The organism is Enterococcus sp. 9E7_DIV0242 (assembly GCF_002140975.2).
In the GTDB taxonomy this organism is placed as follows: Bacteria; Bacillota; Bacilli; order Lactobacillales; family Enterococcaceae; genus Enterococcus_L; species Enterococcus_L clewellii.
In genome coordinates this window covers 1,808,243-1,831,284 of the sequence record NZ_CP147247.1, presented here as the reverse complement: position 1 = coordinate 1,831,284, position 23,042 = coordinate 1,808,243, and the positions used below count along the sequence as shown (strand labels likewise).

The following is a 23,042-nucleotide window of genomic DNA, read 5'->3' as shown; positions in this document are numbered from 1 at the left end:
GACTTTTAGAAATTGGAAAGGCTTTCTCGGAATATGTGTCTTGACACCCCGTCTTATTTTGAATAGAATAGGATTCATAGATGTGTCAAGACACATTAGGGAGGAAGAAAATGAGAAAAAACTCTGTTAGACAACTGACAATTTCTGCGCTATTGATTGCTATGGGAATCATCATTCCGATGGTTATGCCGAGAATCACGATTGGTCCGGCGTCCTTTACCTTAGCCAGTCATGTACCCGTATTTATAGCAATGTTTATTTCACCGGAAGCAGCAATAGCGGTTTCGTTGGGAACAGGATTTGGGTTCTTTTTATCGGCAACACCGATTATAGCGTTGAGAGCATTGTCTCATTTGGTATTTGCAGTTATTGGGGCGATGTACTTGAAGAAGCATCCTGAGGTTGCATTGCGTTCGAAACAGTTTTCCTTGCTGAACGGTCGCTTTCAATTATTTAACTTTGTGATTGCGTTGATTCATTCAGCTGTAGAATTGGTCGTGATCACTGCTTTTTATACGATGGGCAATCTGCCTGAGACGTATTATACAGATGGGTATATCTATTCGATTCTCTTGTTGATGGGAGTTGGGGGAATCATTCATAGTATGGTGGACTTCAACATTGCGTACTTCCTAGCTGGAAGCTTGAGCAAAGCTTTTGATATCCCTGTATTTACACATGCGAAAAAGCTGCTGCAAAAGCAAGTAGGATAAGAGTAGGAATCTTTTTAAAATAGAAAATGACCCGACTGGAAGTGAGGCGATGCCATTCACTTCCAGTCGGGTTTCCTATTTTCTAAAAGTTCAGCTTTTCTATACGGTCGAAGGCTTCTTTCAGCTCTTCAAGATCCTGTGTGGCAGCAAGTCGTACATGGTGATTCCCTGTTGTTTCCCCAAACGCCTTTCCGGGAATAACAAGTACTTTCGTTTCCTTCAGCAGCTTTTCTGTAAAGGCAACGGAATCTAACCCAGTTTTTTCAACATTGATAAAGGCATAAATTGAGCCTTTTACCGGTAATAGAGAAAGAAACGGGATCTCTTTGACACGCTTCTCTACATACTCCAATCGCTCCTTGAAGACAGAAACGACTTCAGGGATCAAGACATCTGAATGAGCCAGAGCGAAGATTCCTGCTTGTTGAGAGGGACTTGGTGCAGAATAAGTCACACTTTCGTTAATCAGCTTGGCCGCATTGTTGATATATTCCGGAGCGATCATGTAGCCGATTCTCCAACCAGTCATAGCAAAGGCCTTAGAAAAGCTACCAAAAGTGATAGTATGCTCTGGTGCAAAGGTTGCCATTGGTGTGAATGTATCATAGAAGCAGAAGGCTTCATATACTTCGTCTGAAAGAATATAGAAATCATGAGCTATCGCCAACGCTGCAATTGCTTTAAAGGTTTCGGCAGAAAAAACCGCACCAGTCGGGTTGTTTGGTGAATTGATGATGATGGCTTTTGTTTTGTTCGTGATTTTTTCCTTTAATAAGTCGATGTTGATCTGAAACTCATCTTCTTCATAGGTAGGCAGGAAGACAGGCGTTCCACCAGCGAAAAGGACTTGGTCCTTATAAGGAGAGAAGTAGGGTTCATGGATGATCACTTCATCACCTGGATCAAGAATGACTTGCAAGGCAAGGTACATCCCGTGAAGCGCGCCAACTGTTGCACGAATCTGAGAGGGCTCAAAAGTCATTTTATATTCCTTTTTATAGAATTCAATGACAGCTTCCAGAAATTCTGTACTTCCACCTGAAGCAGTATATTTTGTATGACCAGCTTTCGCATCTGCAAAAGCTGCATCAATAATGCGTTCATCTGTAATCAAATCTGGATCACCGATAGACAGGTCGATCAAATCTGGGATTTGCTTCGCTAATGTTGCAATATCCATCAAGATATTTTCAGCTGGCTGTTGGTGTCGTTTGGCTATTTTAGATAAATCCATGTATAGAAACATCTCCTTCATTCATTAATAAACGTGTGATTCCTGTTTTTCTTTTAAGAATCCTCTGTCTATATAAAACCTATTAATGCATTGTTGCACGAAACGTGATTTTTACTCAAGAGTCTAGCCGAGGAATAAAATTCAACTGCATGTATTTAATAGGAGTTATATATATAGTAAAGCATCCCACTTAATAATCAAAGGGATTATTTTCTCTAAGAGCTACAAAACGAAAACCGTTCTTTCCGCTTAGATTTCAAAGCTGAAAGAACAGCTGCTGGTTCATTTTTTTATAAAACCTTTTTCAAGAAATCCTGCGTTCGAGGATTTTTTGGTTGTCCGAAAATTTCTTCTGGCGTTCCTTCTTCTTGAATAATCCCGGCATCCATGAAAATCACTCGATCCGCTACTTCACGGGCAAAGCCCATTTCATGGGTAACGACGACCATCGTCATGCCTTTGACAGCTAATGCTTTCATAACAGACAATACCTCCCCAACCATCTCTGGATCTAAGGCAGAGGTCGGTTCATCGAAAAGCATCACATCAGGATTCATCGCAAGCGCCCGAGCGATCGCCACACGCTGCTGTTGTCCGCCGGATAGGCTGGAAGGATAACTGCTGCTCTTTTCTTCCAGCCCGACTTGTTCAAGCAAATCATGTGCTTTTGCTTCTGCTTGTTTCGGGTCTTCTTTCTTTACTTTGATAGGGCTGATTGTCAGATTTTCCAACACTGTTTTATGTGGGAAAAGGTTAAAGCTCTGAAAGACCATTCCCATCTTCTGACGAAGCTCGTCAATATTGGTGTTCTTATCTAACAAATTTTTTCCCTCAAATTCGATTTTTCCTGCTGTTGGTTGTTCCAACAGATTCAGACAACGGAGAAAGGTACTTTTTCCGCTACCGGAAGGGCCGATAATTACAACCACTTCCCCGGCATTAACGGTTAAATCAATACCCTTCAATACTTCATTTTTATCAAACGATTTATGCAAATTTTCAATTTTAATCACTTGTGCTCATTCTCCTTTCAGCAACACCTAAAAGACGGGAGATCGTAAAGGTCAGTACAAAGTAAATCAATGACACGACCAGATATGGAAGGAATGGCTTAAAGCTTGCGCCCTGTACATTCCCTGCCTGGAAGATCAATTCAGATACACCAATGACAGAAACGACAGAGGATTCCTTGATAACTGTAACGAACTCATTCCCTAAAGCGGGCAGAATATTTTTGATTGCTTGCGGCAGAATAATGAATCGCATAGCTTGAGACTGGCTCATCCCCAATGAACGTGATGCTTCCATCTGCCCTTTATTTACAGCGTTGATACCGGCGCGGACGATTTCGGCAACATAGGCACCGCTATTCAAGGTCAAGGCAATACAACCGGCAGCGACTTTAGACAAATCCAGTCCTAAAACACCTGTTCCGAAATACACGATAAAAATTTGAACCAAAAGAGGTGTTCCTCTCACATATTCAATGTAGATAATAGCAAGTGCTCGTAATATTTTTGATTTTGAAAGCTTCATCAGGGCTAATAGACCACCAAAAATCGTTCCAAAAAGTACACCGATAAAGGCAAGGAAAATCGTATAACCGGCACCATTCAGATAGAATTTACCGTATTTTTGTAAAAAGCCTTCATTATCATCAAACATCAACTCAGCGGCATCCTTTTTATAGCCTTCCAGTAAATTCTCGTCATTGATTGTTTGAATCGTTGCATTGACGTTTTCCATCAGTGTTGGCGTGTTTTTAGCCATGGCAATAGCTGTCTGCTTTTCACCTTCAACAAAAGAAACATCGGCAAAAACCAAGTCCTCATTTCGGTCAACGTAAGCTTCTGCAACAGGTCCCTCAAGAATAATGGCATCTACTTTTTTATTTTTCAAGTTCATCACGATATCCGGTACCTTCTGAAGGGAGGTCGGAGTTGAACCAATCAATTCATTTTTAGCAAGATCTTCTTGGGTCGTTTGTTTTTGTACCCCCACTTTGATGCCGCTAAAATCCTTCGTTGAATGGAATTTATCTTGATCATCTTTGCGAACAATGACACGCTGTTGAACATTCATATAAGGATTAGAGAAATCTACTTCCTTTAAACGTTCAGGTGTTGGAGCCATTCCGGAAATAATCAGGTCGATCTTGTCTGTTTTTAAAGCTCCTAATAGAGCATCAAAGCCAAGTTCCTCGATTTTTAGTTTTACACCAAGGTCTTCAGCAATTTTTTCAGCAATGGATACATCAAATCCGACGATCGTATCCTTACCATCCACATCTGTATGGAATTCATATGGGGCATAGTCAGCGGAAAGTCCGACGATCAATTCCCCTCGTTCTATAATTCGGTCATAGACAGGATCTGATTCTGCTGCTAAAGTGGTATGGATAGGAAGCAGCGTCGTGAGCACGAATAGAACAGATAAAATAAGAGCGGATAGTTTCTTAAAAAGTTTCATGGGCGTAACTCCTTTTTGAAATTTTATGCAATAAATATTCTTAAAAAACAGCATAAATGTATAAAAATTTATTGTTTTTCGATGTGATTTATCATATCATAGTTTGTATTAAAGGAAAAGACTAAATTACCATTGAATTACTAGGTTGAATAAAAATAATCTAAGGGGTAGAAACGTATGGAACAGTCATTGATCGTTAGAGGAGCACCACAGGAATACGAATGTCGATTAGGCGCATGGAATGATTTGGAAAACCACTTGAAGCGCAGACATATCGAACGCGTATTGGTTCTTCATGGAAAATCTTCATGGGAAGCTGCCAAGCCGTTTTTCCCTACATTAGAAAACACGTATACTTGCTTTATGACTTATAATGGAGAATGCACAGATCAGGAAGCTGAAATTGTTTCAGCCTTGGTAAAGAGTGAAAAACTGACAGGCATTATTGCCGTTGGTGGTGGAAAAATCGCTGATCTTGGTAAGGCAGCGGCAAACGCTTGCGAAATTCCTGTGTTGATTTTGCCAACACTTGCAGCGACCTGTGCGGCATATACACCATTAAGTGTCATCTATAATGAAGATGGCTCTATGGACCGCTATGATGTATTTCCAGTCAGTAATGCCTTAGTATTGATTGAGCCAGAAGTACTTCTTCATTCCCCTGTCGATCTGATGATTGCGGGAATTGGTGATACGATAGCAAAATGGTACGAAGCAGATACGATGATTTCTCAATTGGAGGTTCACCCGATTGAAATCGAGGTTGCTTCTTTTGCTGCAAAACAATGTAGAGATATCCTATTGCGAGACAGCGAATTAGGGATTCAGGCAATGGAAGATGGCGTGATCAATCAAGCGTTTCTGAATGTGATCGAAACCAATATTCTACTGGGCGGAATGGTTGGCGGTTTTGGTGATGATTATGGCAGAACTGCCGGAGCACATTCCATTCATGATGCGTTGACGATCCTTCCTGACAGTCACAATCAGTTGCATGGCAATAAGGTCGCCTATGGTGTATTTGTCCAACTAGTAATAGAAGGCAAATGGGCAGAAATCGAAAATCTGTTGCCATTCTACCGTTCACTTGGTTTGCCTGCTTCTTTAGCTGAGATGGATATGCAGCTTTCGGATCAGGAATATCTAGCTGTCGCAGAGCGAGCTTCTGAGGCTCATGAAACGATTCATTATATGAAGGAAATCATTACACCTACTGTTGTATTGGAAGCAATGAAAGCTCTGGAAGCATTCATAATAAATAAATAAATAATGAAGCAGTGTACGGTTTGGCGATAGGTCGAACCGGCAGTGCTTTTTTATGTAGCTAGCAACAGATGTTGTTCTTTTCCTATAAAAAAATAATCCTTTTTTATCATAAACGCCAAACTGGGAATCAGCAAATATTTTGCGGTTTTCCTCAATAGCTTACTAGTGAAGGGGAGACTTCATTAAATGGTTATTTTTTAATAAGATTCATCTATTTATCTATGGTTATTTCAGAGCTTCTTTAATGAAAGTTCAGATGCATTTCTTAAAAGATTGGAATTTCATAAAATATACCTTAAATGCAGTAATGATTTCATAGAAATCTTGCAAAGATACAGGAAAAACAGTATGATGGGAAAGGACGAATTTTTAAGAGAAAGTAGGGAAATGAATGACAGAACCAGCCATTCGTTATCGTTTAATAAAAAAAGAAAAACATACAGGGGCACGTCTTGGTGAAATAATCACACCACACGGCACATTTCCAACACCAATGTTTATGCCGGTAGGGACTTTGGCCACAGTCAAGACAATGGCACCTGAGGAATTGAAAGAAATGGGCGCAGGAATCATTCTGAGCAATACCTATCATTTATGGCTTCGACCTGGAGAAGATTTGGTTGAAGAAGCTGGTGGATTACATAAGTTTATGAATTGGGATCAACCGATTCTGACTGATTCCGGCGGATTTCAAGTATTTTCATTAAGTGATATGCGAAATATTACAGAAGAAGGCGTTCATTTTAAGAATCATTTGAATGGCTCACCGATGTTTTTATCTCCGGAAAAGGCCATTGATATTCAGAATAAGCTTGGCTCAGATATCATGATGAGCTTTGATGAGTGTCCACCGTTTGATGAAAGCTATGATTACGTGAAGGCTTCGATTGAAAGAACCTCTCGTTGGGCGGAAAGAGGATTGCAGGCGCATCGTAATCCAGATCGTCAAGGTCTATTTGGCATCATTCAAGGTGCAGGCTTTGAAGATTTACGTCGTCAAAGCGCCAAAGATTTGATCAGTATGGATTTCCCTGGTTACTCTATTGGTGGTCTGTCTGTTGGGGAACCTAAAGAAGAAATGAATCGTGTATTAGAGTTCACAACACCTCTGATTCCTGAAAATAAACCGCGCTATTTGATGGGTGTTGGGACAGCCGATTCACTGATTGATGGCGTGATACGTGGGGTCGATATGTTTGACTGTGTTTTACCAACACGAATTGCCCGTAACGGCACCTGTATGACTTCTCAAGGACGTTTAGTTGTTAAAAACGCGCAGTATGCGAACGACTTCAGACCATTGGACGAGAAGTGTGATTGCTACACATGTAAAAATTATACAAGAGCGTATATTCGCCATCTGATCAAGTGTGATGAAACCTTTGGTATTCGGTTGACTTCTTACCATAATCTGTACTTCTTATTGAACTTGATGAAGCAAGTGCGTCAAGCAATTATGGATGATCAGCTTCTGGAATTTAGACAGGCCTTTTTTGAAGAGTACGGTTTTAATAAAGAAAATGCGAAAAGTTTCTAAAAAATATAGTAAAACGCTAGTGTTATCAAGGAATATTTGTTACAGTTAAAACTATATGAATCGCACTGAATAGTTCATTGCACGAAGCGTTGTTTATTTAGTCGTATTCAATATAGATTGAATGGTGAGGTGAAAAAAATGGGCGGCGGAATTACAATGATTTTTACATTAGTCCTTTTAGGAGGTATGATGTTCTGGATGTCTCGTTCTCAAAAGAAACAGCAGCAGGAACGTCAGTCACTTTTAAATAGCATGAAAGTCGGGGACAAAGTAGTAACAATCGGTGGTTTGCATGGTGTTATTTCTGAGATGGATAACATTAGCAAGACAGTCTTTATCGATTGTGAAGGAATCGTTTTGGAATTTGACCAAGCAGCGATTCGTACTGTAAAACCAAATACTGCAGCAACACCAACAGAAACACCCGCAGTTGAACAAGAATCTGTTGTTTTAGAAAAACAGGAATCAATCGCTGAATCGGGAGATGTAACAGACTCTGTGGATGAAACCAAAGACTAAATCTTTCATCAGCTAAAATCGAGAAATTGAGAAGGCTGAGCTGCCAACAAGCAGCTCGGCTTTTATGTCCGAATGGATGGCAGGAAAAACGTCCTATTTGGAGGAGAAAACAGTGAGCCTGAGACTTCACTGCTTGTTATTATGATCAGTTTCTCACCGTGAAGTTAGGGAGGGGATTAAGATTCAAAAGCTATCTTGGCATCAAAAGGTACTTTTATCGAAAGAAATCAAACAGAAATGCCGCTCCTTTCAAGATAACGGCTACCGAGGGGTAAATGAGACTGAACTACTCAACTACCTGCTTTTGTATCGCTGGAAAAATCAGCAACGGTTATCCATTAAAGAATGCAAACGTGACATTTTACATATTAAACCAAATGAATTCTTTGATTATCAGCAACTCGTTGCACAGACCAGCCCATTTCAATGGAATGATTGGAAAGATATCGAAGATCTTCTTTAGATAAAAGTTTTATCCTTTTATGGATGAAAAATGGACATAGACAGCACGCAGAAAATGATTGCTATTTTCCGAGTGCTGCCTTTTTAGGAAAAGGGGAACGACAGTTGAGCGAAAAAATCATTTTGTCACATGACCTTCCGACTCCGGAAGAATTTCAACAGCTACGTATCAAAGCTGGTTTATCGCCAAGAAACCCGGAAGCGATTGCCAAAGCACTGCAAAATAGCTGTTTTTGTGTGACGTTACGAACACAAGAAAAAGTTCTAGTAGGAATGGGACGGATCATTGGCGACGGAGGGACAGCATTCCAAATCACGGATATCGCTGTGGACCCCAATTATCAAGGTCAGGGATTAGGAAAAAAGATTATGCGGGAGCTGCATCTATATATCGAACAAGAGATACCAACAGCCGCATATATCAGCCTGATTGCAGATGGACCAGCCAAGGAGCTATATCGTCAATTCGGTTTTACTGAAACAATGCCTGAATCAACAGGAATGTATTATAAACGGAGCTGAATAAGTACCATATTGTGGAATAATGAACAAAATAAAGTGTGTTATTAAATAAATAACTAGTTATAGGGAAAAAGAAGGATGGATTGGCTTTAAAATGAAAGCCAGTCCATTTTTTGTTCATTTAACAATGTTTCTTGAATGAAAACGCTTTGAAAAATAAATTTTTATAAACTGTGAAAAAAATCACAAAAAACTATTTACAAGGAAACGAGAATGTTGTATGATGTGAATGTGAAATAGTTAACAAACAAATTAATGATAAATTTTCTTAGGAGGATTACAATGGCAAAAACGAAGAAAAAAGAAGAAACAAAAGCTCTTGATGTCCAAACAATGATCGATGAACTAGCTGCTAAAGCAAATGTTGCTTTAAAAGAAATGGAAAGTTTCGATCAAGAAAAAGTTGACCACATTGTTCATGAAATGGCAATGGCTGCTTTAGATCAACATATGCCTCTTGCTAAAATGGCAGTGGAAGAAACTGGTCGCGGAATCGTTGAAGATAAAGCAATCAAGAACATGTACGCTTCTGAATATATTTGGAATAGTATTAAAGACAACAAAACTGTTGGCGTAATCAGCAATGATGAACAAACAGGTTTGATTGAAATCGCTGGACCAGTTGGAGTAGTTTGTGGTGTTACACCAACAACAAACCCAACATCAACAACAATCTTTAAAGCAATGATCGCTTTGAAAACTGGGAATCCAATCGTTTTTGCCTTCCACCCAAGCGCTCAAAAATGTTCTGCTGAAGCAGCTCGTATCGTTCGCGATGCAGCGATTGCAGCAGGCGCTCCTGAAAACTGTGTACAATGGATCGAACAACCATCGATCGATGCGACATCTATGTTGATGAATCACCCAGGCGTTGCGATCGTATTGGCAACTGGTGGTCCTGGTATGGTTAAATCAGCATACTCAACTGGTAAACCAGCTTTAGGTGTTGGTGCCGGTAACGTACCTGCTTACATTGAAAAATCTGCAAAAATCAAACGTGCAGTAAACGATTTGATCGTTTCTAAATCTTTCGATAACGGTATGATTTGTGCTTCTGAGCAAGCAGTAATTGTAGATAAAGAAATTTATGCAGCTGTAAAAGCTGAATTCGAAGCACATCAAGTATACTTTGTGAAACCAAATGAATTACAAAAGCTTGAAGATGCTGTAATGAACGAAGGTAAATATGCAGTAAATCCATCAATCGTAGGATACTCTGCTGAACATATCGCAAAATTAGCTGGGATTAAAGTACCTGCGGGAACGAAAATCTTAGTAGCCGAGCTTGAAGGTGCCGGACCTGAATACCCACTTTCACGTGAAAAATTATCTCCAGTATTAGCAATGATGAAAGCAAACGATTCTGTACATGCTTTTGATTTATGTGAAGCAATGCTTGAATTAGGTGGATTAGGCCATACAGCTGTTATCCATACAGAAGATGAAGACCTGCAAATCAAATTTGGTATCCGCATGAAAGCTTGTCGTGTATTGGTTAACTCTCCATCAGCAGAAGGCGGAATCGGTAATATCTACAACGAAATGATTCCTTCATTGACATTAGGTTGTGGTTCTTATGGTAAAAACTCTGTATCTAAGAACGTATCTGCAATCAACTTGATCAACATCAAAACTGTAGCGAAACGGAGAAATAATATGCAATGGTTTAAATTACCACCAAAAATTTTCTTTGAAAAGAACTCATTACAGTACTTGCAAAAAATGGAAAATGTAGAACGCGTAATGATCGTTTGTGACCCAGGTATGGTTCAATTCGGTTACGCTGATACAGTTCGTAAAGAATTACAAAAACGTAAAAACGATGTACAAATCGAAGTATTCTCTGATGTAGAACCTAACCCGTCTACAAATACAGTATACGCTGGAACAAAAGTAATGGCAGACTTCAAGCCAGATACGATCATCGCATTAGGTGGGGGATCTGCAATGGATGCTGCGAAGGGCATGTGGATGTTCTATGAGCACCCAGATACTTCATTCTTCGGCGCAAAACAAAAATTCTTGGATATCCGTAAACGTACGTACAAGATCGACAAACCTGAAAAAACTCAGTTTGTATGTATCCCTACGACTTCAGGTACTGGTTCAGAAGTAACACCATTTGCTGTTATCACTGATAGCGATACGCACGTGAAATACCCATTGGCAGATTACGCTTTGACACCAGACGTAGCAATCGTTGACCCTCAATTCGTTATGTCAGTTCCTGCATCTGTAACAGCTGATACTGGTATGGACGTATTGACACACGCAATCGAGTCTTATGTATCAGTTATGGCATCAGACTATACTCGTGGATTGAGCTTACAAGCAATCAAATTAGTCTTTGACTATTTAGAAAAATCAGTGAAAACTCCTGATATGGAATCTCGTGAAAAAATGCATAACGCTTCTACAATGGCTGGTATGGCATTCGCGAATGCATTCTTGGGAATTTGTCACTCAATCGCGCATAAAATTGGTGGAGAATATGGTATTCCTCACGGACGTACGAACGCAATTCTATTGCCTCATATTATCCGTTACAATGCCAAAGATCCTTCAAAACATGCAATGTTCCCTAAATATGACTACTTCCGTGCAGATACAGATTACGCTGATATTGCGAAATTCTTGGGTCTGAAAGGGAAAACAACTGCTGAATTAGTAGATTCTTTAGTTAAAGCTGTTGCTGACCTTGGAACTTCAGTAGGAATCGATATGAGCTTGAAAGCGCAGGGCGTTACACAAGAAACATTAGACACTACTGTTGATCATATGGCTGAATTGGCTTATGAAGACCAATGTACTACTGCTAATCCTAAGGAACCATTGATCAGTGAATTGAAACAAATCATTATCGATGCATATAACGCATAATCATGCGAATCAACACACTCTTGGAATGCTTTCCAAGAGTGTGTTTTTACGTTTGTTGTGAGTTTGGAAAGGAATAGAAACCATCATTGACATAAAAGGTAACTGGTTATATAATTAGGTAACCAGTTATGTTTTTGAGGAGGAATAAAAATGACTACGATACCGGAAAGAGAATATATCTTTGCCAGTATTTTTGCATTGGCCAATCGAATGCAAAAGCTTGGCGATAAGTTAGAGGATTACGTAACGATCAAGCAATGGATGCTGATTGCTGTTATCACTAAAAGCGAAAAGCAATCGCTGACCATTGGAGAAGCCGCAGAAATTATTGGCAGCTCCCATCAGAATATCAAGAAGATGGCTGTTATTTTGGAAAAGCAAGGCTTTCTTACATTGGAAAAGCATCCTAAAGATAAGAGGGTAGTTGTTATTTCGCTGACGGAGTATTGCCGAACATATTTTGATGAACGTGGAGAGACGGAAGAGGCCTTTTTGATGTCATTATTTCATGGCATTGATAGTGAGATGATGACTAGTTTGTTCAAGGGGATCCTGCAGCTGCAACAGAACATCGAACGGATGGAGCGGGAATCGAATGAATAAGAACGTAGGAAAGAAATTGAGGTGGAATCGAATGCTTTTAGTGGGAATTCTAATTATATGTGTAGGTATAGCGCTGATTTATCTGGCACTTCCTGGAGGCAAGTTGTGGAGGAACTATTTAGATGATATTGCTGTATCGTTTAAAGCAACAGAGAGAGAGCAAGCAACATCGAAACGGTTTACGAAAGAGACGATGCAAGAGCTTCCGGAGCAGATTCAAAAGCATATTGAAAATGGCGGATATCTTAATCAACCGTTAATGAGCAATATGCACATTCGTTTTTATAACACGAAATTTCGTATGTCAGAGGATAAAGAACCGATGGCGATCGATTTTCAACAGGTCAACTTTGTTGAACGACCGGATCGACATGCATTTTTGACTGGTCGAATGTTTGGTTTACCAATCCAAGCGAAGGACAGTACAATTGATGGTGTAGGATCGATGACAGGTATACTCGCGAAGCAAATTCAATTGTTTCGATCAACTGGACCGGAGATGGACCAAGGCCAACTAATCACAGCGTTGGCAGATGCTGTATTTATGCCGGCATTGTTTTTACAGGATTTTGTTTCTTGGACAATTATTGATGAGCAAACAGTTGAAGGACAAATCGCCTGGCAAGGTGTATCTGCTAAGGGCCAATTTACCTTTGATGAGCATGGTAATATTGCCCGCTTTGATACAGAGGATCGGTACCGAGATGACAACGGCAAGAGTAGTAAGCTAGTTCCATGGTTTGTTACTTACGAAAGGTATCAGAAGCAAGGCGGTCATTGGTTACCAGGACACGTCAAGGTGAACTGGGTAATGCCCAACGGAGAATATACTTATTTTGAGAGTGACAATATGGAAGTAGATTTTTCGGTAGCTAAAGATCAGATTGGCTAATGAATAGACGTTACTGAAAAGGAAGTAAAAGAAGGCGTTAGACAAAATAGAAAAATAGATTGACAATGATTAAAGTTGCATGATACCATTACGAAGTAATTAAATTACATTTGTTTGTTATTATCAATGATTTTGAAAGAGCAAACAATAAACCAATAATGAAAGGAGAGGCATGATTATGATGAACCAAAACAGACATTTCAGTGGAAAAATGAAGAATGATTGTAGATTCGGTAATACTGTTGAATGGTGCGGGAAAGCTTTTCATGCACTCTCTACAGTATAGATTTCATCTGTTTTCAGATAGAAAAGACCCGTTGATCATTTTTCTGGATCAACGGGTCTTTTTGTGCTTTTAAATGATGAAAATAAGTCGTGTAAAGAAAGAAGAGAAGCAGTTTAATGGCTATATAATTTTAACGGAGGTGTTACCAATGATTGTAACGAAGAAGGAAATTAGCGAATAAGTAGAGGTCAGATCAAATGTTTTACCTGCCCTCTATGTCAAAATAGAACAGCTATGATTGCCTATCGGCCAGTCATAGCTACTGAAAGAGGAAGCAGAATGTTAACACTACAAGGAAAATATAATGAAGCAACAATCTATACAGATTTAATCGGTGAAGGAACGATTGGTCAGATTATTGGTCTGTGTAATCAGTCGTTTACGAAGGAGAGCAAAATCAGGATTATGCCGGATACGCATAGCGGAACAGGTTGTGTAATCGGTACAACAATGACAATTGGTGATAAGATCGTACCAAATCTCGTTGGCGTAGATATTGGCTGTGGATTGTACGTTGTAAAAATTAAGAAAAATATTAAATTGAATTTTGATAAATTGGATCGAGTGATTCGTACGAGAATACCAAGCGGCAGCCAGACACACAATAAGACGACCGCTGAGTTTGAGTTGGGTGCTGTCCATGCACCGATTCATAAAGGTTGGGCTTTGAGAAGCTTAGGAACCTTAGGCGGAGGCAATCATTTCATTGAGGTCAATGAAGGAAAGGATGCCTATTATCTTGTGATTCACAGCGGCAGCCGTGTCTTGGGAAAAGAAATTGCAGAATACCATCAGGAAGTGGCGTATCAAGCGTTATCAGAGCAACGTAAGGCACTGAAAATTGAAAGAAAGCATGCCCAAAAGAAAAATGATTTAGAGCGTGCAAAAGTGTTAGAACAAGAACGGGAAGCGATAAAGATGCCCTATGAGCTGTCTTATGTTGCCGGAACAGATAAGGAACGCTACTTATCCGATATGAAGCTTGCTCAAGCCTATGCTGCTGAAAACCGCCGCTTGATGGGAGAAATCATTTTAAAAGGAATGAAGTGGAAGAAATCAATCCTTGATAGTTTTGACTGTCCCCATAACTATATCGATCTGGAACAAGGAATCCTACGCAAAGGAGCGGTGTCTGCTCAGAAAAATGAGCAGCTAATTATTCCATTGAACATGAAGGATGGCAGTATTTTAGGGGTAGGCAAAGGAAATCCTGAGTGGAACTATTCGGGGCCGCATGGTGCTGGGAGACAAATGAGTCGCTCAGAAGCAAAGAAAAATATTAGTTTGGAAAGCTATCAACATGTGATGAAGAACATTTGGACAACATCGGTTTCAAAAAAGACAGTAGATGAAGCACCAAAAGCGTATAAACCAGTTAAACAGCTACTTGAAGATATTCAACCAGCTGTTGCTATTCAAGAAATCATTAAGCCTCTGTATAATTTTAAAGGCTAAGATAGGAGAAAATAATTTGAGAAAGAAAATTATTATGAAAAGAGCACTGTATACAGAAATGCAGTCTAACGAAAAGCTGCTGGAACAGTTGGTTAGTTTGGAAACTGTATCGAGTCAACAGCAGCAAAAGCTTGCTCAGTTATTGTGGGAATCTTTTCATGGGTCAATCGATGATCTGGGAGAGACGCCGGAAGAGATGGCAGTAGAGACGGAAGAAATATTGGCTGGAAAATATGGCGAATTCCTTGGCAAGCATTCTTATGTTTATGTAGAGAAATCAACGAATCAATTTCTTGGCTGTGCCTTGGTCAGTTTCTTTCGCGAAATTCCATTGATCATTTATGTTTCAGTGCTTCCGGAAGCACGTGGCAGGAATCTTTCAACGACAATTCTAAATCAAACGTTACAGTCATTGGCATCAGAGTATGAAGCAGCTTACCTTGTTGTGAAAGATGGAAATATACCTGCAGAAAAGATTTATGATCGTCTTGGTTTTGAGGCCGTGGGTAACGATTGGGATCACGTATTAAATGAAACGACAGTCGGAAGGGAAAAAATGAATAATGTTCAACTCAAACCAGTAACACAGGAAACTATCGATGCCTGCCTGGCTTTAAAAGTAATGGATGACCAGGAGCATTTTGTTGCTCCGGTAGCTAAAAGCTTAGCCTATGCTTATGTTAATCAGGAGTATTGTCGACCGTTTGGCATCTACGATGGAGAAAAGCTTGTCGGATATGTATCGACGATTTATGATCCTTCAGATGGCATGTATTGTATCTGGCATATGTTGATTGATAAAGAGGAACAGGGGAAAGGATATGGCATTGCAGGGTTGGAACGGGTCATTGCTTATTTCCAATCTGCACCATTTGGCAAAGGAACCAGCATCGGCTTATCCTGTGATGAACACAACCAGCGGGCCTTGAATGTGTATCATAAGCTTGGCTTTAAAGAAAATGGAGAGAAGGATGATGAAGGAGAGGTTATCTTGATTCGTTCGCTGTAAATCAAATAGAAAAGGTGAGTAGAGCTATTGCGCTCTGGCTCACCTTTTTTATGGTTCAAATAAGCTGGCATACCTGCGGGTAAAGTAGTCAAAGAAGAAGGTCAGAGGATAGGTACCGATTTGTACATAATTTTCTTGGGTTACCCGGATTGTTTGAGTAAATTGATTGGTCAAGGTATTTTTTGTGTTTTGCGTGATAAAAATCGAATTAGCTGGACTTTGACTGATTTTGCGCATCAGTTCATGGTTCTTTGTAAGCAGTGTACCGTACGAAGAAATGGCAATAATCAATGCATTCTTGTCTAATTGATCGATCAGCTCTTTTTGCAGCTCCTCTGTTTCTCCTATGTAGAGAATTTTTTTGCTGGAAAGAAAGGCGGTCTGTACCTCTTTTGCTAATTCAAGTGTCGAGCTGTAGCCAATCAGAACGACTTCCGATGCTTGATGGATATCATGCAACAGTTGATCGATTTCATCGATATCAATCGTTTGAAGGACATCTTGAATAGAAGCCGTAATTTCTTCACTATAGGAGATTAAATAAGACTTTGGATCTTTTTGAAGCAAGTGAAAATCTTTTTCATTCATACGCAATCCACTGTATGGCGTAAATCCATTCAACACCTGCAATCCATCTCTTAAATCAGCAAAAGAAGAGAAGTGGAATTTTCGGCTGAAGCGCGTCAAGGTTGCTGGTGAGACAAAGCACCTGTCGGCGATTTCTGAGATGGTTAAATTAGGAATTTCTTTTGTATTAGTAAGAAGAAAAATGATGATTTTGGAATAAGTCGTATTTTTTCCATGTGTATTTAAATAAGTTAAAAAATCAAAAATATCGAACATAGGCAGCACATACTCCAATCAATAGATAGGTTCATTTTCATAAAAGTGAAAATGGGTAAAAAAAATGAAAATAGCGATAAAAACAGGAAAATCGCTTGCGCTTTTCCTGTGATATGATGAAAGAGATCAAGTGCTTCAATTATACACTATACAAGCCTGAATGGAATAGAAAGGATGAATAGAATGAGTGGATTTCCTAAGGATTTTTTATGGGGTGGCGCAACAGCTGCCAATCAGTTTGAAGGGGCATTTCTAGAAGACGGTAAAGGCTGGTCAACAGCTGATACAGCTCGCTATATCAAAGAAAATGGCACAGATATCCATGCCATCACCAAACCAATGACGACTGCTGATGTTAAAGCAGCGATGGAGGATAAAGAGGGCATTTACCCGAAACGACACGGAATCGATTTTTATCATCATTATAAAGAAGATATTGCTCTGTTTGCAGAAATGGGCTTCAAAACGTTTCGTTTATCGATTTCGTGGCCAAGAATTTTTCCGAAAGGCAATGAGAGCGAGCCAAATGAAGCAGGACTAGCTTTCTATGATAAGGTCTTTGATGAGCTGTTAAAATATGGTATTGAACCATTAGTAACGATTTCTCATTATGAGTTTCCATTAGAATTAGCATTTGAGCAAAATGGCTGGGAAAGTCGTGAAACGATTGCTGCGTTTGAAAAATATGCACGCGTGCTATTTAATCGTTATAAGAATAAAGTGAAATATTGGCTAACCTTCAATGAAATCAATATTATCGGTATGACGGGTTATTTAAGTGGGGGGATATTGGCTGACAAAACAGAGAATATGCTTCAGGCGCAGTTTCAGGCAGCGCATCATCAATTTGTGGCCAGTGCATTAGCTGTGAAGGCTTGTCATGAAATTATTCCGGATGCAAAAATTGGTTGTATGCTGGCACGAATGGAAGCTTATCCTGATACCTGCAACCCAATGGACGTTATGGAAAGTATTTATAATGATCATACGAATCTATTTTATTCAGATGTGCAGATTCGTGGCTACTACCCAAGCTACATGAACAAGTTCTTCCGAGACAACAACATTGTGATCAAAAAAGAAGCAGGTGACGACGAGTTACTTAGAGAGGGGACCGTTGACTATATGTCCTTCAGCTATTACATGAGCAGTATTGCTACCCATGAGAAAGATGAGGATCAAGTTGGTGGGAACCTATTAGGGTCGAAGAAAAATCCTTACTTGAAAGCAAGCGACTGGGGCTGGCAGATCGATCCTGTCGGGTTGCGTGTGACCTTGCATAAATTGTATGACCGTTACCAAATCCCTTTGTATATTGTAGAAAATGGATTGGGAGCGAAGGATGTTGTTGAAGCAGATGGTAGCATTCATGATGCGTATCGTATTGATTATTTGCGTGACCATATCAAAGAGATGGAAACAGCAATCGATGAAGGTGTAGAGCTGATGGGTTACACACCTTGGGGCTGTATAGACCTAGTCAGTGCAAGTACAAGTGAGATGTCTAAGCGTTATGGCTTCATCTATGTTGATTTGGATGATGAAGGCAAAGGGACTTTGGCACGCTCGAAAAAAGATTCCTTTGATTGGTATAAGAAAGTTATTGCCAGCAATGGAGCGGATCTAGCGTAGAACCGGCGAATAAAAAATGAAAATAGCCCTCGATTGTACACCAGAGTAAAAGGTGTATGATCGAGAGTTTTTGTGTTTCTATAAAAAATTTGAGGAATAATAATATGAATAAACCCATAGTGCGTAATTTTAAAATAAGGAGATGATAAGTTGAAATTAAATGAGATAAGAGAAAGCTATGGCTTCAATCAAAGAACATTCTACAATTGGATGAAGGATCAGCAACTAATCGAGAAAACAGACAATGGTTATATCATTGGTTCAAACGCACTGGAAGGAATGAACACAGAAGATACAGCTTATTTTGGTCCGGACGGCAAGCCTAAAACAATGGTTACAGTTACTTCTGAAATTGCTGATGATATTGTGAAAATGTATGTGGGTTCTGGATTGGATAGACTTTATAGCACAACAAAGCGAAAAGGTGGACAGTCAAAAGCTGAACCCTTTTTGATGGAAGAAATCGAGCGAACCAAAATAAGAGTAGATATTTTGGAGAATCAGTTGGGGACATTGGCAACCCAATTGAACATCCTTGCAAATACGATGAATACGTAGGGAAAGCAAAAAAGCAGGATTCTGAGCGAGCTTTAGCTATCTCTGCTCTCGATCCTGCTTTTTGTCAGTTGTTTAAGTCTTTCGAATAAGTAAAACTCTTATGTTCGTTGGGCATAGTGCTGCCAAGCGATGCCACGGCTTTCACACCAATCAATGATAGAACGCTCGAAAATAAGATCTGTTGTCAGCAAATCAGCAGTTTTACTTTTTCCTAACAAGGTGTAAAGCATCTTCAGTTCACTTTCCCATTGTCTGATTAGCTGGATCGTTTCATCTAAGCCGTTAGTAAGAAGTTCATTCAAAATAGTTCCTGCAATCCCAACACTTTTGGCACCTAAGCTTAAGCATTTGACGATATCAAGCGATTGTCGAATGCCGCCGGAGGCTAGAACAGTCATATCTTTTTGGTGACTGACGGACTCTAGTAGCGAAAGGATAGTTGATTGTCCCCAGTCAGATAGGAAGTCCAACTCCCGTTTTTTCCGACGTGCGTTTTCGATTTGAGTAAAGCTGGTTCCGCCTTGACCACTGACATCAACAGCGGTGGCACCGATCTGGTGAAGCTTGTCGATCGTTTCGCTACTCATACCAAAGCCAACTTCTTTAACAATTACCGGAAGTTGGATTCCGGCAATGATGGCTTCAATAGACTCTAACCAGCTGCTGAACTGATGGTCTCCCTCAGGCATAACAAGTTCCTGAGGTGCGTTGACGTGGATTTGGAGCCCATCCGCTTGAGCGAGCTGAACAGCTCGCTTCGCTTCTTCTAAGGACGCTCCAGCACCAATATTTGCAAAAATCACCCCTTTTGGGTTTTCTTCACGTATGACAGCAAATGAATCGACAAGCTCCGGACTCTTCACTGCTGCACTGACAGAGCCAGTCGCAATCAATACCCCAGTTTCTTTAGCAATGATCCCCAGCTGCCGGTTGACCTCTTTGGTTTTTTCACTGCCGCCAGTCATCGCATTGATGTAAAAGGGTTGGGGGAAGGTAAAACCTAGAAAAGCAGTAGAAATATCTACGGTTTCCATGTCCGTTTCGGGAAACGAATGATGTACAAAACGGACACGATCAAAATCATTTTCTCGTTCTTTATGAAAAGCTTTCGCTAGAGATAGATGTTCATCCTTTCGATTCTTCATGTGTATGACCTCCGTAAAAATAGACATGCAATGGTAAAGGGGTGATGGCTTGCTTCTCCCAAGCGCTGACTAAAGGCAAAATACCTGATTTTTGTTTGAATAGTACGATGCCGCAATCCCCACCACCAGCACCGGATGACTTCGCTGCTCCGCCAAATTGTTCCGCCAAATCGCAAAGGTTCTTAAGCGCAGGTGTTTCAATGACCACTTCGGTCAAGTCCGTAAGCTGGAGCAATAATGCACGATTTTTTCTTAATGCTGTTTGGATCATCCGAATGTCGTCTGTCTTAAAGCCATGAATCATTTGTGTAACACAGGCTTTACTTTCATCTAAAAATGACTGATAGGACAATTCTTTATCACCTTTAGAACGGTGAACACGATCTACCAAATCCGAAGTTGAAGCCGGACTCCCTGTCCACCCAATCAACAGTCTAAGCTGCTTGGGAACAGGAAGAGGTTCGATCATCAGGCTTGGCCAGTGGCTATTCAGTAGCTCGTGAAGTGTCAGCGTCTCTAAATGCTCTTTAACCCAGGGATGATCAAAGGTAGAGAATGCAATCCAACCACCATAACAGCTGGCAGCAATATCCCCACAAGAGCCATTTCCTTGGACAGCCAAGTGTGCTAACGCAGACAGCTTGAAAATTTTCTCATTGTCCAATCCCAGTTGATAAAACTCATTCAATGCCTTCACAGTAGCAACAGTAACGGCCCCACTTGAGCCTAGTCCATATTTTCGACCATTCGCATTATCGAGTTCGCTAGTTACTTTTAAATGGTAAAAAGTGAGTGAGGCATTCTGTTCCTGTGCATATTTCTCCGTCAGACGAATTGCGGCGAGAATATAATGAAACGGATTTTCACGAATATCTAAAACTAGCTCAGTATTTTTTCTGGTCCATCGCACAGGAATCGAGCGGTATTGCTCAGATTGAATACTGCCTTCGTCCTGTGCTTCCTCTAACGTAACTGTCACGAATTGATCAACTGCAACGATTACGGCAGGATGCCCAGGCTCAACAACGGCATATTCGCCTGAAATGAACAGCTTACCTGGTGCTGAAATCTCAATCATGTGTCAACGACCTTTCTGAATCAAGTATTTCTATGCCTGGTCCGGCGTTAGCCAGTACTAGCTGATTTTTACTGAATTGTTCAGCAAAACGTGCCATTAACCATTTGCTATCTTTCTTCTGTACAAGGACCTTGACGTTCGGTCCCGCATCCATTGTGAAATAGCAGAGGATACCTTCTTGGCGGCAAATACGAACGAGGTTCATCGCCTTCAGACTATCTGGGGACCAATACGTAAATGGTGGTGTTGCACCGAGTGTTGTTGCATGCATACGCAAGGCATTTGATTCAACCGTTTCACCTAAACGAGTGAAATCCTTCTCTCCGATTGCCTGTTTGACTGTCGCTAAATCGTCAGTAACGGCGTTCAACCAGCCTTGATAAAAAACAGAGGTTTCAACAGTGCGCTTCATACCATCTCTACTGGAAATATCTTTTTGCGCATCATTCACTAAGACGAACAACATAGATAGTTCCTCTTCCCAGGAATCAGAAGGAACTTGGATGGCGTAGGAGGTATCGTCTGAATCGCCTTTCTGCCATTCAGCGAAGCCGCCGAAAATACTCCGACAAGCTGATCCTGATCCTCGTCGAGCGAGTTTGGATAATTCCTTCGGTGAGAGTGATAAATTCAATGCAGCACTGCAAGCTCCGGCTAAAGCTGCTAGACCACTAGCAGAAGATGCCAGGCCAGCGGCTGTAGGGACAAAGTTATGACTATTTATTTCTGCAAACAAGGGAACATCATAAGTATGACGCACAAGATCCAGAAAGCGGCCAATTTTCTTGGTCTGTTGTTCATTCTGTAATTGACCATCTAAATAAAAGCGATCAGCTGATAATTCTGTTGTGAATAAGACACTAGTCTCCGTATAAAAAGCATCAAGTGTGAGTGAAAGGCTGTTATTCATCGGCAAAATAAGCTGGTCGTCCTTCTTTCCCCAATATTTGATTAAGGCAATATTTGTATACGCACGTGCTTTTCCGATGTTCATTTTTGTGCCTCCAATGATTGAATCCAAGTATTCACTGCACCTGTGTGTCGAAATGCAGTGGCAATTTTTTCTGCAGAATGTTGCGAGCTAGCCAAAGCGATGACACAACCGCCACGTCCACCACCTGTCAGCTTAGCTCCAAGAGCACCGTTTGCTTTGGCCGCGTTTACCAGTTGTTGGATCATCGGATGACTAACGGTTAGTTCAGTAAGAAGCTGTTGAGCCTGATCCATCGCATCCCCAAGCTGTTGTACATCATTTGTCAAAATTGCCTGCTTGCTGTTTTGTACCAGATTTCCTAAAGTGGTGATTTTTTTGCTGATAGTCACTTTGTCTATTTCAAATAAGTGGGCAACATCTTTGACAGCCTCTCGTGTCTGACCTTTGATTCCTGTGTCTGCCACAATTAACCAAGCATCTTTCAAATCCATTGGAAATGGCTGTAATTCTTGCCCCTTCACAAAGAAGAGCGCCTGTTGTCCACTTGTCGCTGCAGCATCAATGCCACTAGGATTTCCATGAGCAATTTTTTCTGCGTTATTCACTAAAATCGCTAACTCTTTATCTGTTGCTACATAATTATAGTAATCAAAGATGCTGCGAATTACTGAAACGGCAACTGCTGCGCTTGATCCCATGCCTCTTTCGGGAGGAATCGTACTGGCAATGGTGATGGCGAGGGAGTCGTTCTTAGATAGAAATGCTAATGTCTCAACGATACTTTCTTTTATATTATGAAGCTGTTTAGGTGACTCTGATAGAGGACCTGAGAAATAAGTACAATCCAGCCACATGTTTTCGGCTGATTCAACGGTCGTTGTCACCGCAGCAGCATGAAAGGGAAAGGCAATTGCGGGTTCTCCATAAACCACGGCATGTTCGCCCATCAGGATAATTTTCCCTGTAGCAGTGCCGGTCCCTAAATGTTTTTCTTTCATGATATAC

Annotated in this window: 21 protein-coding genes; 13 read left to right on the top strand and 8 right to left on the bottom strand. The window is 40.5% G+C overall.

The window, feature by feature from the left end; translation table 11 throughout:
* Positions 1 to 110 precede the first annotated feature (110 nt).
* Positions 111 to 713, top strand: coding sequence for a hypothetical protein (locus tag A5888_RS08660; RefSeq protein ID WP_086350087.1), 603 nt, complete (start codon positions 111 to 113; stop codon positions 711 to 713).
* Between the two features lie 82 nt (positions 714 to 795).
* Here A5888_RS08660 and A5888_RS08655 read toward each other — a convergent pair whose 3' ends face one another.
* From A5888_RS08655 to A5888_RS08645, 3 genes are all read right to left on the bottom strand, one after another.
* A complete protein-coding gene (locus A5888_RS08655; RefSeq protein ID WP_086350088.1) occupies positions 796 to 1,947 on the bottom strand; it encodes a pyridoxal phosphate-dependent aminotransferase in 1,152 nt (383 codons plus the stop codon).
* Positions 1,948 to 2,237: 290 nt separating this feature from the next.
* Positions 2,238 to 2,960, bottom strand: coding sequence for an amino acid ABC transporter ATP-binding protein (locus tag A5888_RS08650; protein ID WP_086350089.1), 723 nt, complete (start codon positions 2,958 to 2,960; stop codon positions 2,238 to 2,240).
* Positions 2,953 to 4,416 carry an ABC transporter substrate-binding protein/permease gene (locus A5888_RS08645; protein ID WP_086350090.1) on the bottom strand — a complete coding sequence of 488 codons (1,464 nt, stop codon included), beginning with the start codon at positions 4,414 to 4,416 and terminating at the stop codon, positions 2,953 to 2,955. Before A5888_RS08645 ends, A5888_RS08650 begins: the two co-directional genes overlap by 8 nt.
* A gap of 177 nt (positions 4,417 to 4,593) precedes the next feature.
* Between A5888_RS08645 and A5888_RS08640 the strand changes: the two genes are divergently transcribed.
* The 10 genes from A5888_RS08640 to A5888_RS08595 all read left to right on the top strand — a co-directional run bounded on the left by A5888_RS08640 (position 4,594) and on the right by A5888_RS08595 (position 15,847).
* Positions 4,594 to 5,682 carry an iron-containing alcohol dehydrogenase family protein gene (locus A5888_RS08640; RefSeq protein WP_086350091.1) on the top strand — a complete coding sequence of 363 codons (1,089 nt, stop codon included), beginning with the start codon at positions 4,594 to 4,596 and terminating at the stop codon, positions 5,680 to 5,682.
* 391 nt (positions 5,683 to 6,073) lie between these two features.
* A complete protein-coding gene (gene tgt / locus A5888_RS08635) occupies positions 6,074 to 7,219 on the top strand; it encodes a tRNA guanosine(34) transglycosylase Tgt (protein WP_086350092.1) in 1,146 nt (381 codons plus the stop codon).
* Positions 7,220 to 7,357: 138 nt separating this feature from the next.
* Entirely contained in the window at positions 7,358 to 7,738 is a 381-nt protein-coding gene (gene yajC, locus A5888_RS08630) for a preprotein translocase subunit YajC (RefSeq protein WP_086350093.1), read from the top strand.
* Positions 7,739 to 7,913: 175 nt separating this feature from the next.
* Positions 7,914 to 8,201 carry a post-transcriptional regulator gene (locus A5888_RS08625; RefSeq protein WP_086350094.1) on the top strand — a complete coding sequence of 96 codons (288 nt, stop codon included), beginning with the start codon at positions 7,914 to 7,916 and terminating at the stop codon, positions 8,199 to 8,201.
* Between the two features lie 104 nt (positions 8,202 to 8,305).
* Complete coding sequence (locus tag A5888_RS08620) at positions 8,306 to 8,722, top strand: GNAT family N-acetyltransferase (RefSeq protein WP_249274515.1); 417 nt, start codon at positions 8,306 to 8,308, stop codon at positions 8,720 to 8,722.
* Positions 8,723 to 9,004: 282 nt separating this feature from the next.
* Positions 9,005 to 11,602 carry a bifunctional acetaldehyde-CoA/alcohol dehydrogenase gene (gene adhE, locus A5888_RS08615; protein ID WP_086350096.1) on the top strand — a complete coding sequence of 866 codons (2,598 nt, stop codon included), beginning with the start codon at positions 9,005 to 9,007 and terminating at the stop codon, positions 11,600 to 11,602.
* A gap of 150 nt (positions 11,603 to 11,752) precedes the next feature.
* On the top strand, positions 11,753 to 12,205 hold the full coding sequence (locus A5888_RS08610; RefSeq protein WP_086350097.1) for a MarR family winged helix-turn-helix transcriptional regulator: 453 nt from the start codon (positions 11,753 to 11,755) through the stop codon (positions 12,203 to 12,205).
* The gene (locus A5888_RS08605; RefSeq protein ID WP_249274516.1) at positions 12,198 to 13,097 is read left to right on the top strand and encodes a DUF6544 family protein; all 900 of its coding nucleotides are present in this window, start codon (positions 12,198 to 12,200) and stop codon (positions 13,095 to 13,097) included. The genes A5888_RS08610 and A5888_RS08605 overlap by 8 nt, the downstream gene beginning before the upstream one ends.
* A gap of 565 nt (positions 13,098 to 13,662) precedes the next feature.
* The gene (locus tag A5888_RS08600; RefSeq protein WP_086350098.1) at positions 13,663 to 14,838 is read left to right on the top strand and encodes an RtcB family protein; all 1,176 of its coding nucleotides are present in this window, start codon (positions 13,663 to 13,665) and stop codon (positions 14,836 to 14,838) included.
* A 16-nt stretch (positions 14,839 to 14,854) separates the two neighbouring features.
* Positions 14,855 to 15,847 (top strand): GNAT family N-acetyltransferase, encoded by a 993-nt coding sequence (locus A5888_RS08595; protein ID WP_339102041.1) that lies wholly within the window; start codon positions 14,855 to 14,857, stop codon positions 15,845 to 15,847.
* 48 nt (positions 15,848 to 15,895) lie between these two features.
* On the opposite strand, the gene A5888_RS08590 is transcribed toward A5888_RS08595, so the two are convergent.
* Positions 15,896 to 16,690 carry a MurR/RpiR family transcriptional regulator gene (locus A5888_RS08590; RefSeq protein WP_086350100.1) on the bottom strand — a complete coding sequence of 265 codons (795 nt, stop codon included), beginning with the start codon at positions 16,688 to 16,690 and terminating at the stop codon, positions 15,896 to 15,898.
* Positions 16,691 to 16,873: 183 nt separating this feature from the next.
* On the opposite strand from A5888_RS08590, the gene A5888_RS08585 reads away from it, so the two are divergent.
* Positions 16,874 to 18,322, top strand: coding sequence for a glycoside hydrolase family 1 protein (locus A5888_RS08585; protein WP_086350101.1), 1,449 nt, complete (start codon positions 16,874 to 16,876; stop codon positions 18,320 to 18,322).
* Between the two features lie 150 nt (positions 18,323 to 18,472).
* The gene (locus tag A5888_RS08580) at positions 18,473 to 18,880 is read left to right on the top strand and encodes a hypothetical protein (RefSeq protein WP_086350102.1); all 408 of its coding nucleotides are present in this window, start codon (positions 18,473 to 18,475) and stop codon (positions 18,878 to 18,880) included.
* Between the two features lie 98 nt (positions 18,881 to 18,978).
* Here A5888_RS08580 and fni read toward each other — a convergent pair whose 3' ends face one another.
* From fni to mvk, 4 genes are read right to left on the bottom strand one after another with little or no spacing between them, the layout of a single operon-like run.
* Complete coding sequence (gene fni, locus A5888_RS08575; protein ID WP_086350103.1) at positions 18,979 to 20,025, bottom strand: type 2 isopentenyl-diphosphate Delta-isomerase; 1,047 nt, start codon at positions 20,023 to 20,025, stop codon at positions 18,979 to 18,981.
* Entirely contained in the window at positions 20,006 to 21,103 is a 1,098-nt protein-coding gene (locus tag A5888_RS08570) for a phosphomevalonate kinase (RefSeq protein WP_086350104.1), read from the bottom strand. Before A5888_RS08570 ends, fni begins: the two co-directional genes overlap by 20 nt.
* Positions 21,096 to 22,097, bottom strand: a complete 1,002-nt coding sequence (gene mvaD / locus A5888_RS08565; RefSeq protein WP_086350105.1) for a diphosphomevalonate decarboxylase — start codon at positions 22,095 to 22,097, stop codon at positions 21,096 to 21,098. The genes A5888_RS08570 and mvaD overlap by 8 nt, the downstream gene beginning before the upstream one ends.
* Positions 22,094 to 23,035: a mevalonate kinase gene (mvk, locus tag A5888_RS08560; protein ID WP_086350106.1), complete on the bottom strand. Its 942-nt coding sequence runs from the start codon at positions 23,033 to 23,035 to the stop codon at positions 22,094 to 22,096. The genes mvaD and mvk overlap by 4 nt, the downstream gene beginning before the upstream one ends.
* Between the last annotated feature and the right edge of the window lie 7 nt (positions 23,036 to 23,042).

Bases quoted from the DNA above. Each gene is read 5' to 3' on its own strand.
- A5888_RS08660 (WP_086350087.1), top strand. From the start codon at position 111: ATGAGAAAAAACTCTGTTAGACAACTGACAATTTCTGCGCTATTGATT.
- A5888_RS08600 (WP_086350098.1), top strand. From the start codon at position 13,663: ATGTTAACACTACAAGGAAAATATAATGAAGCAACAATCTATACAGAT.
- A5888_RS08585 (WP_086350101.1), top strand. From the start codon at position 16,874: ATGAGTGGATTTCCTAAGGATTTTTTATGGGGTGGCGCAACAGCTGCC.
- A5888_RS08605 (WP_249274516.1), top strand. From the start codon at position 12,198: ATGAATAAGAACGTAGGAAAGAAATTGAGGTGGAATCGAATGCTTTTA.
- A5888_RS08570 (WP_086350104.1), bottom strand. From the start codon at position 21,103: ATGATTGAGATTTCAGCACCAGGTAAGCTGTTCATTTCAGGCGAATAT.
- A5888_RS08640 (WP_086350091.1), top strand. From the start codon at position 4,594: ATGGAACAGTCATTGATCGTTAGAGGAGCACCACAGGAATACGAATGT.
- mvaD (WP_086350105.1), bottom strand. From the start codon at position 22,097: ATGAACATCGGAAAAGCACGTGCGTATACAAATATTGCCTTAATCAAA.
- mvk (WP_086350106.1), bottom strand. From the start codon at position 23,035: ATGAAAGAAAAACATTTAGGGACCGGCACTGCTACAGGGAAAATTATC.
- adhE (WP_086350096.1), top strand. From the start codon at position 9,005: ATGGCAAAAACGAAGAAAAAAGAAGAAACAAAAGCTCTTGATGTCCAA.
- tgt (WP_086350092.1), top strand. From the start codon at position 6,074: ATGACAGAACCAGCCATTCGTTATCGTTTAATAAAAAAAGAAAAACAT.
- A5888_RS08610 (WP_086350097.1), top strand. From the start codon at position 11,753: ATGACTACGATACCGGAAAGAGAATATATCTTTGCCAGTATTTTTGCA.
- fni (WP_086350103.1), bottom strand. From the start codon at position 20,025: ATGAAGAATCGAAAGGATGAACATCTATCTCTAGCGAAAGCTTTTCAT.
- A5888_RS08645 (WP_086350090.1), bottom strand. From the start codon at position 4,416: ATGAAACTTTTTAAGAAACTATCCGCTCTTATTTTATCTGTTCTATTC.
- yajC (WP_086350093.1), top strand. From the start codon at position 7,358: ATGGGCGGCGGAATTACAATGATTTTTACATTAGTCCTTTTAGGAGGT.
- A5888_RS08655 (WP_086350088.1), bottom strand. From the start codon at position 1,947: ATGGATTTATCTAAAATAGCCAAACGACACCAACAGCCAGCTGAAAAT.
- A5888_RS08590 (WP_086350100.1), bottom strand. From the start codon at position 16,690: ATGTTCGATATTTTTGATTTTTTAACTTATTTAAATACACATGGAAAA.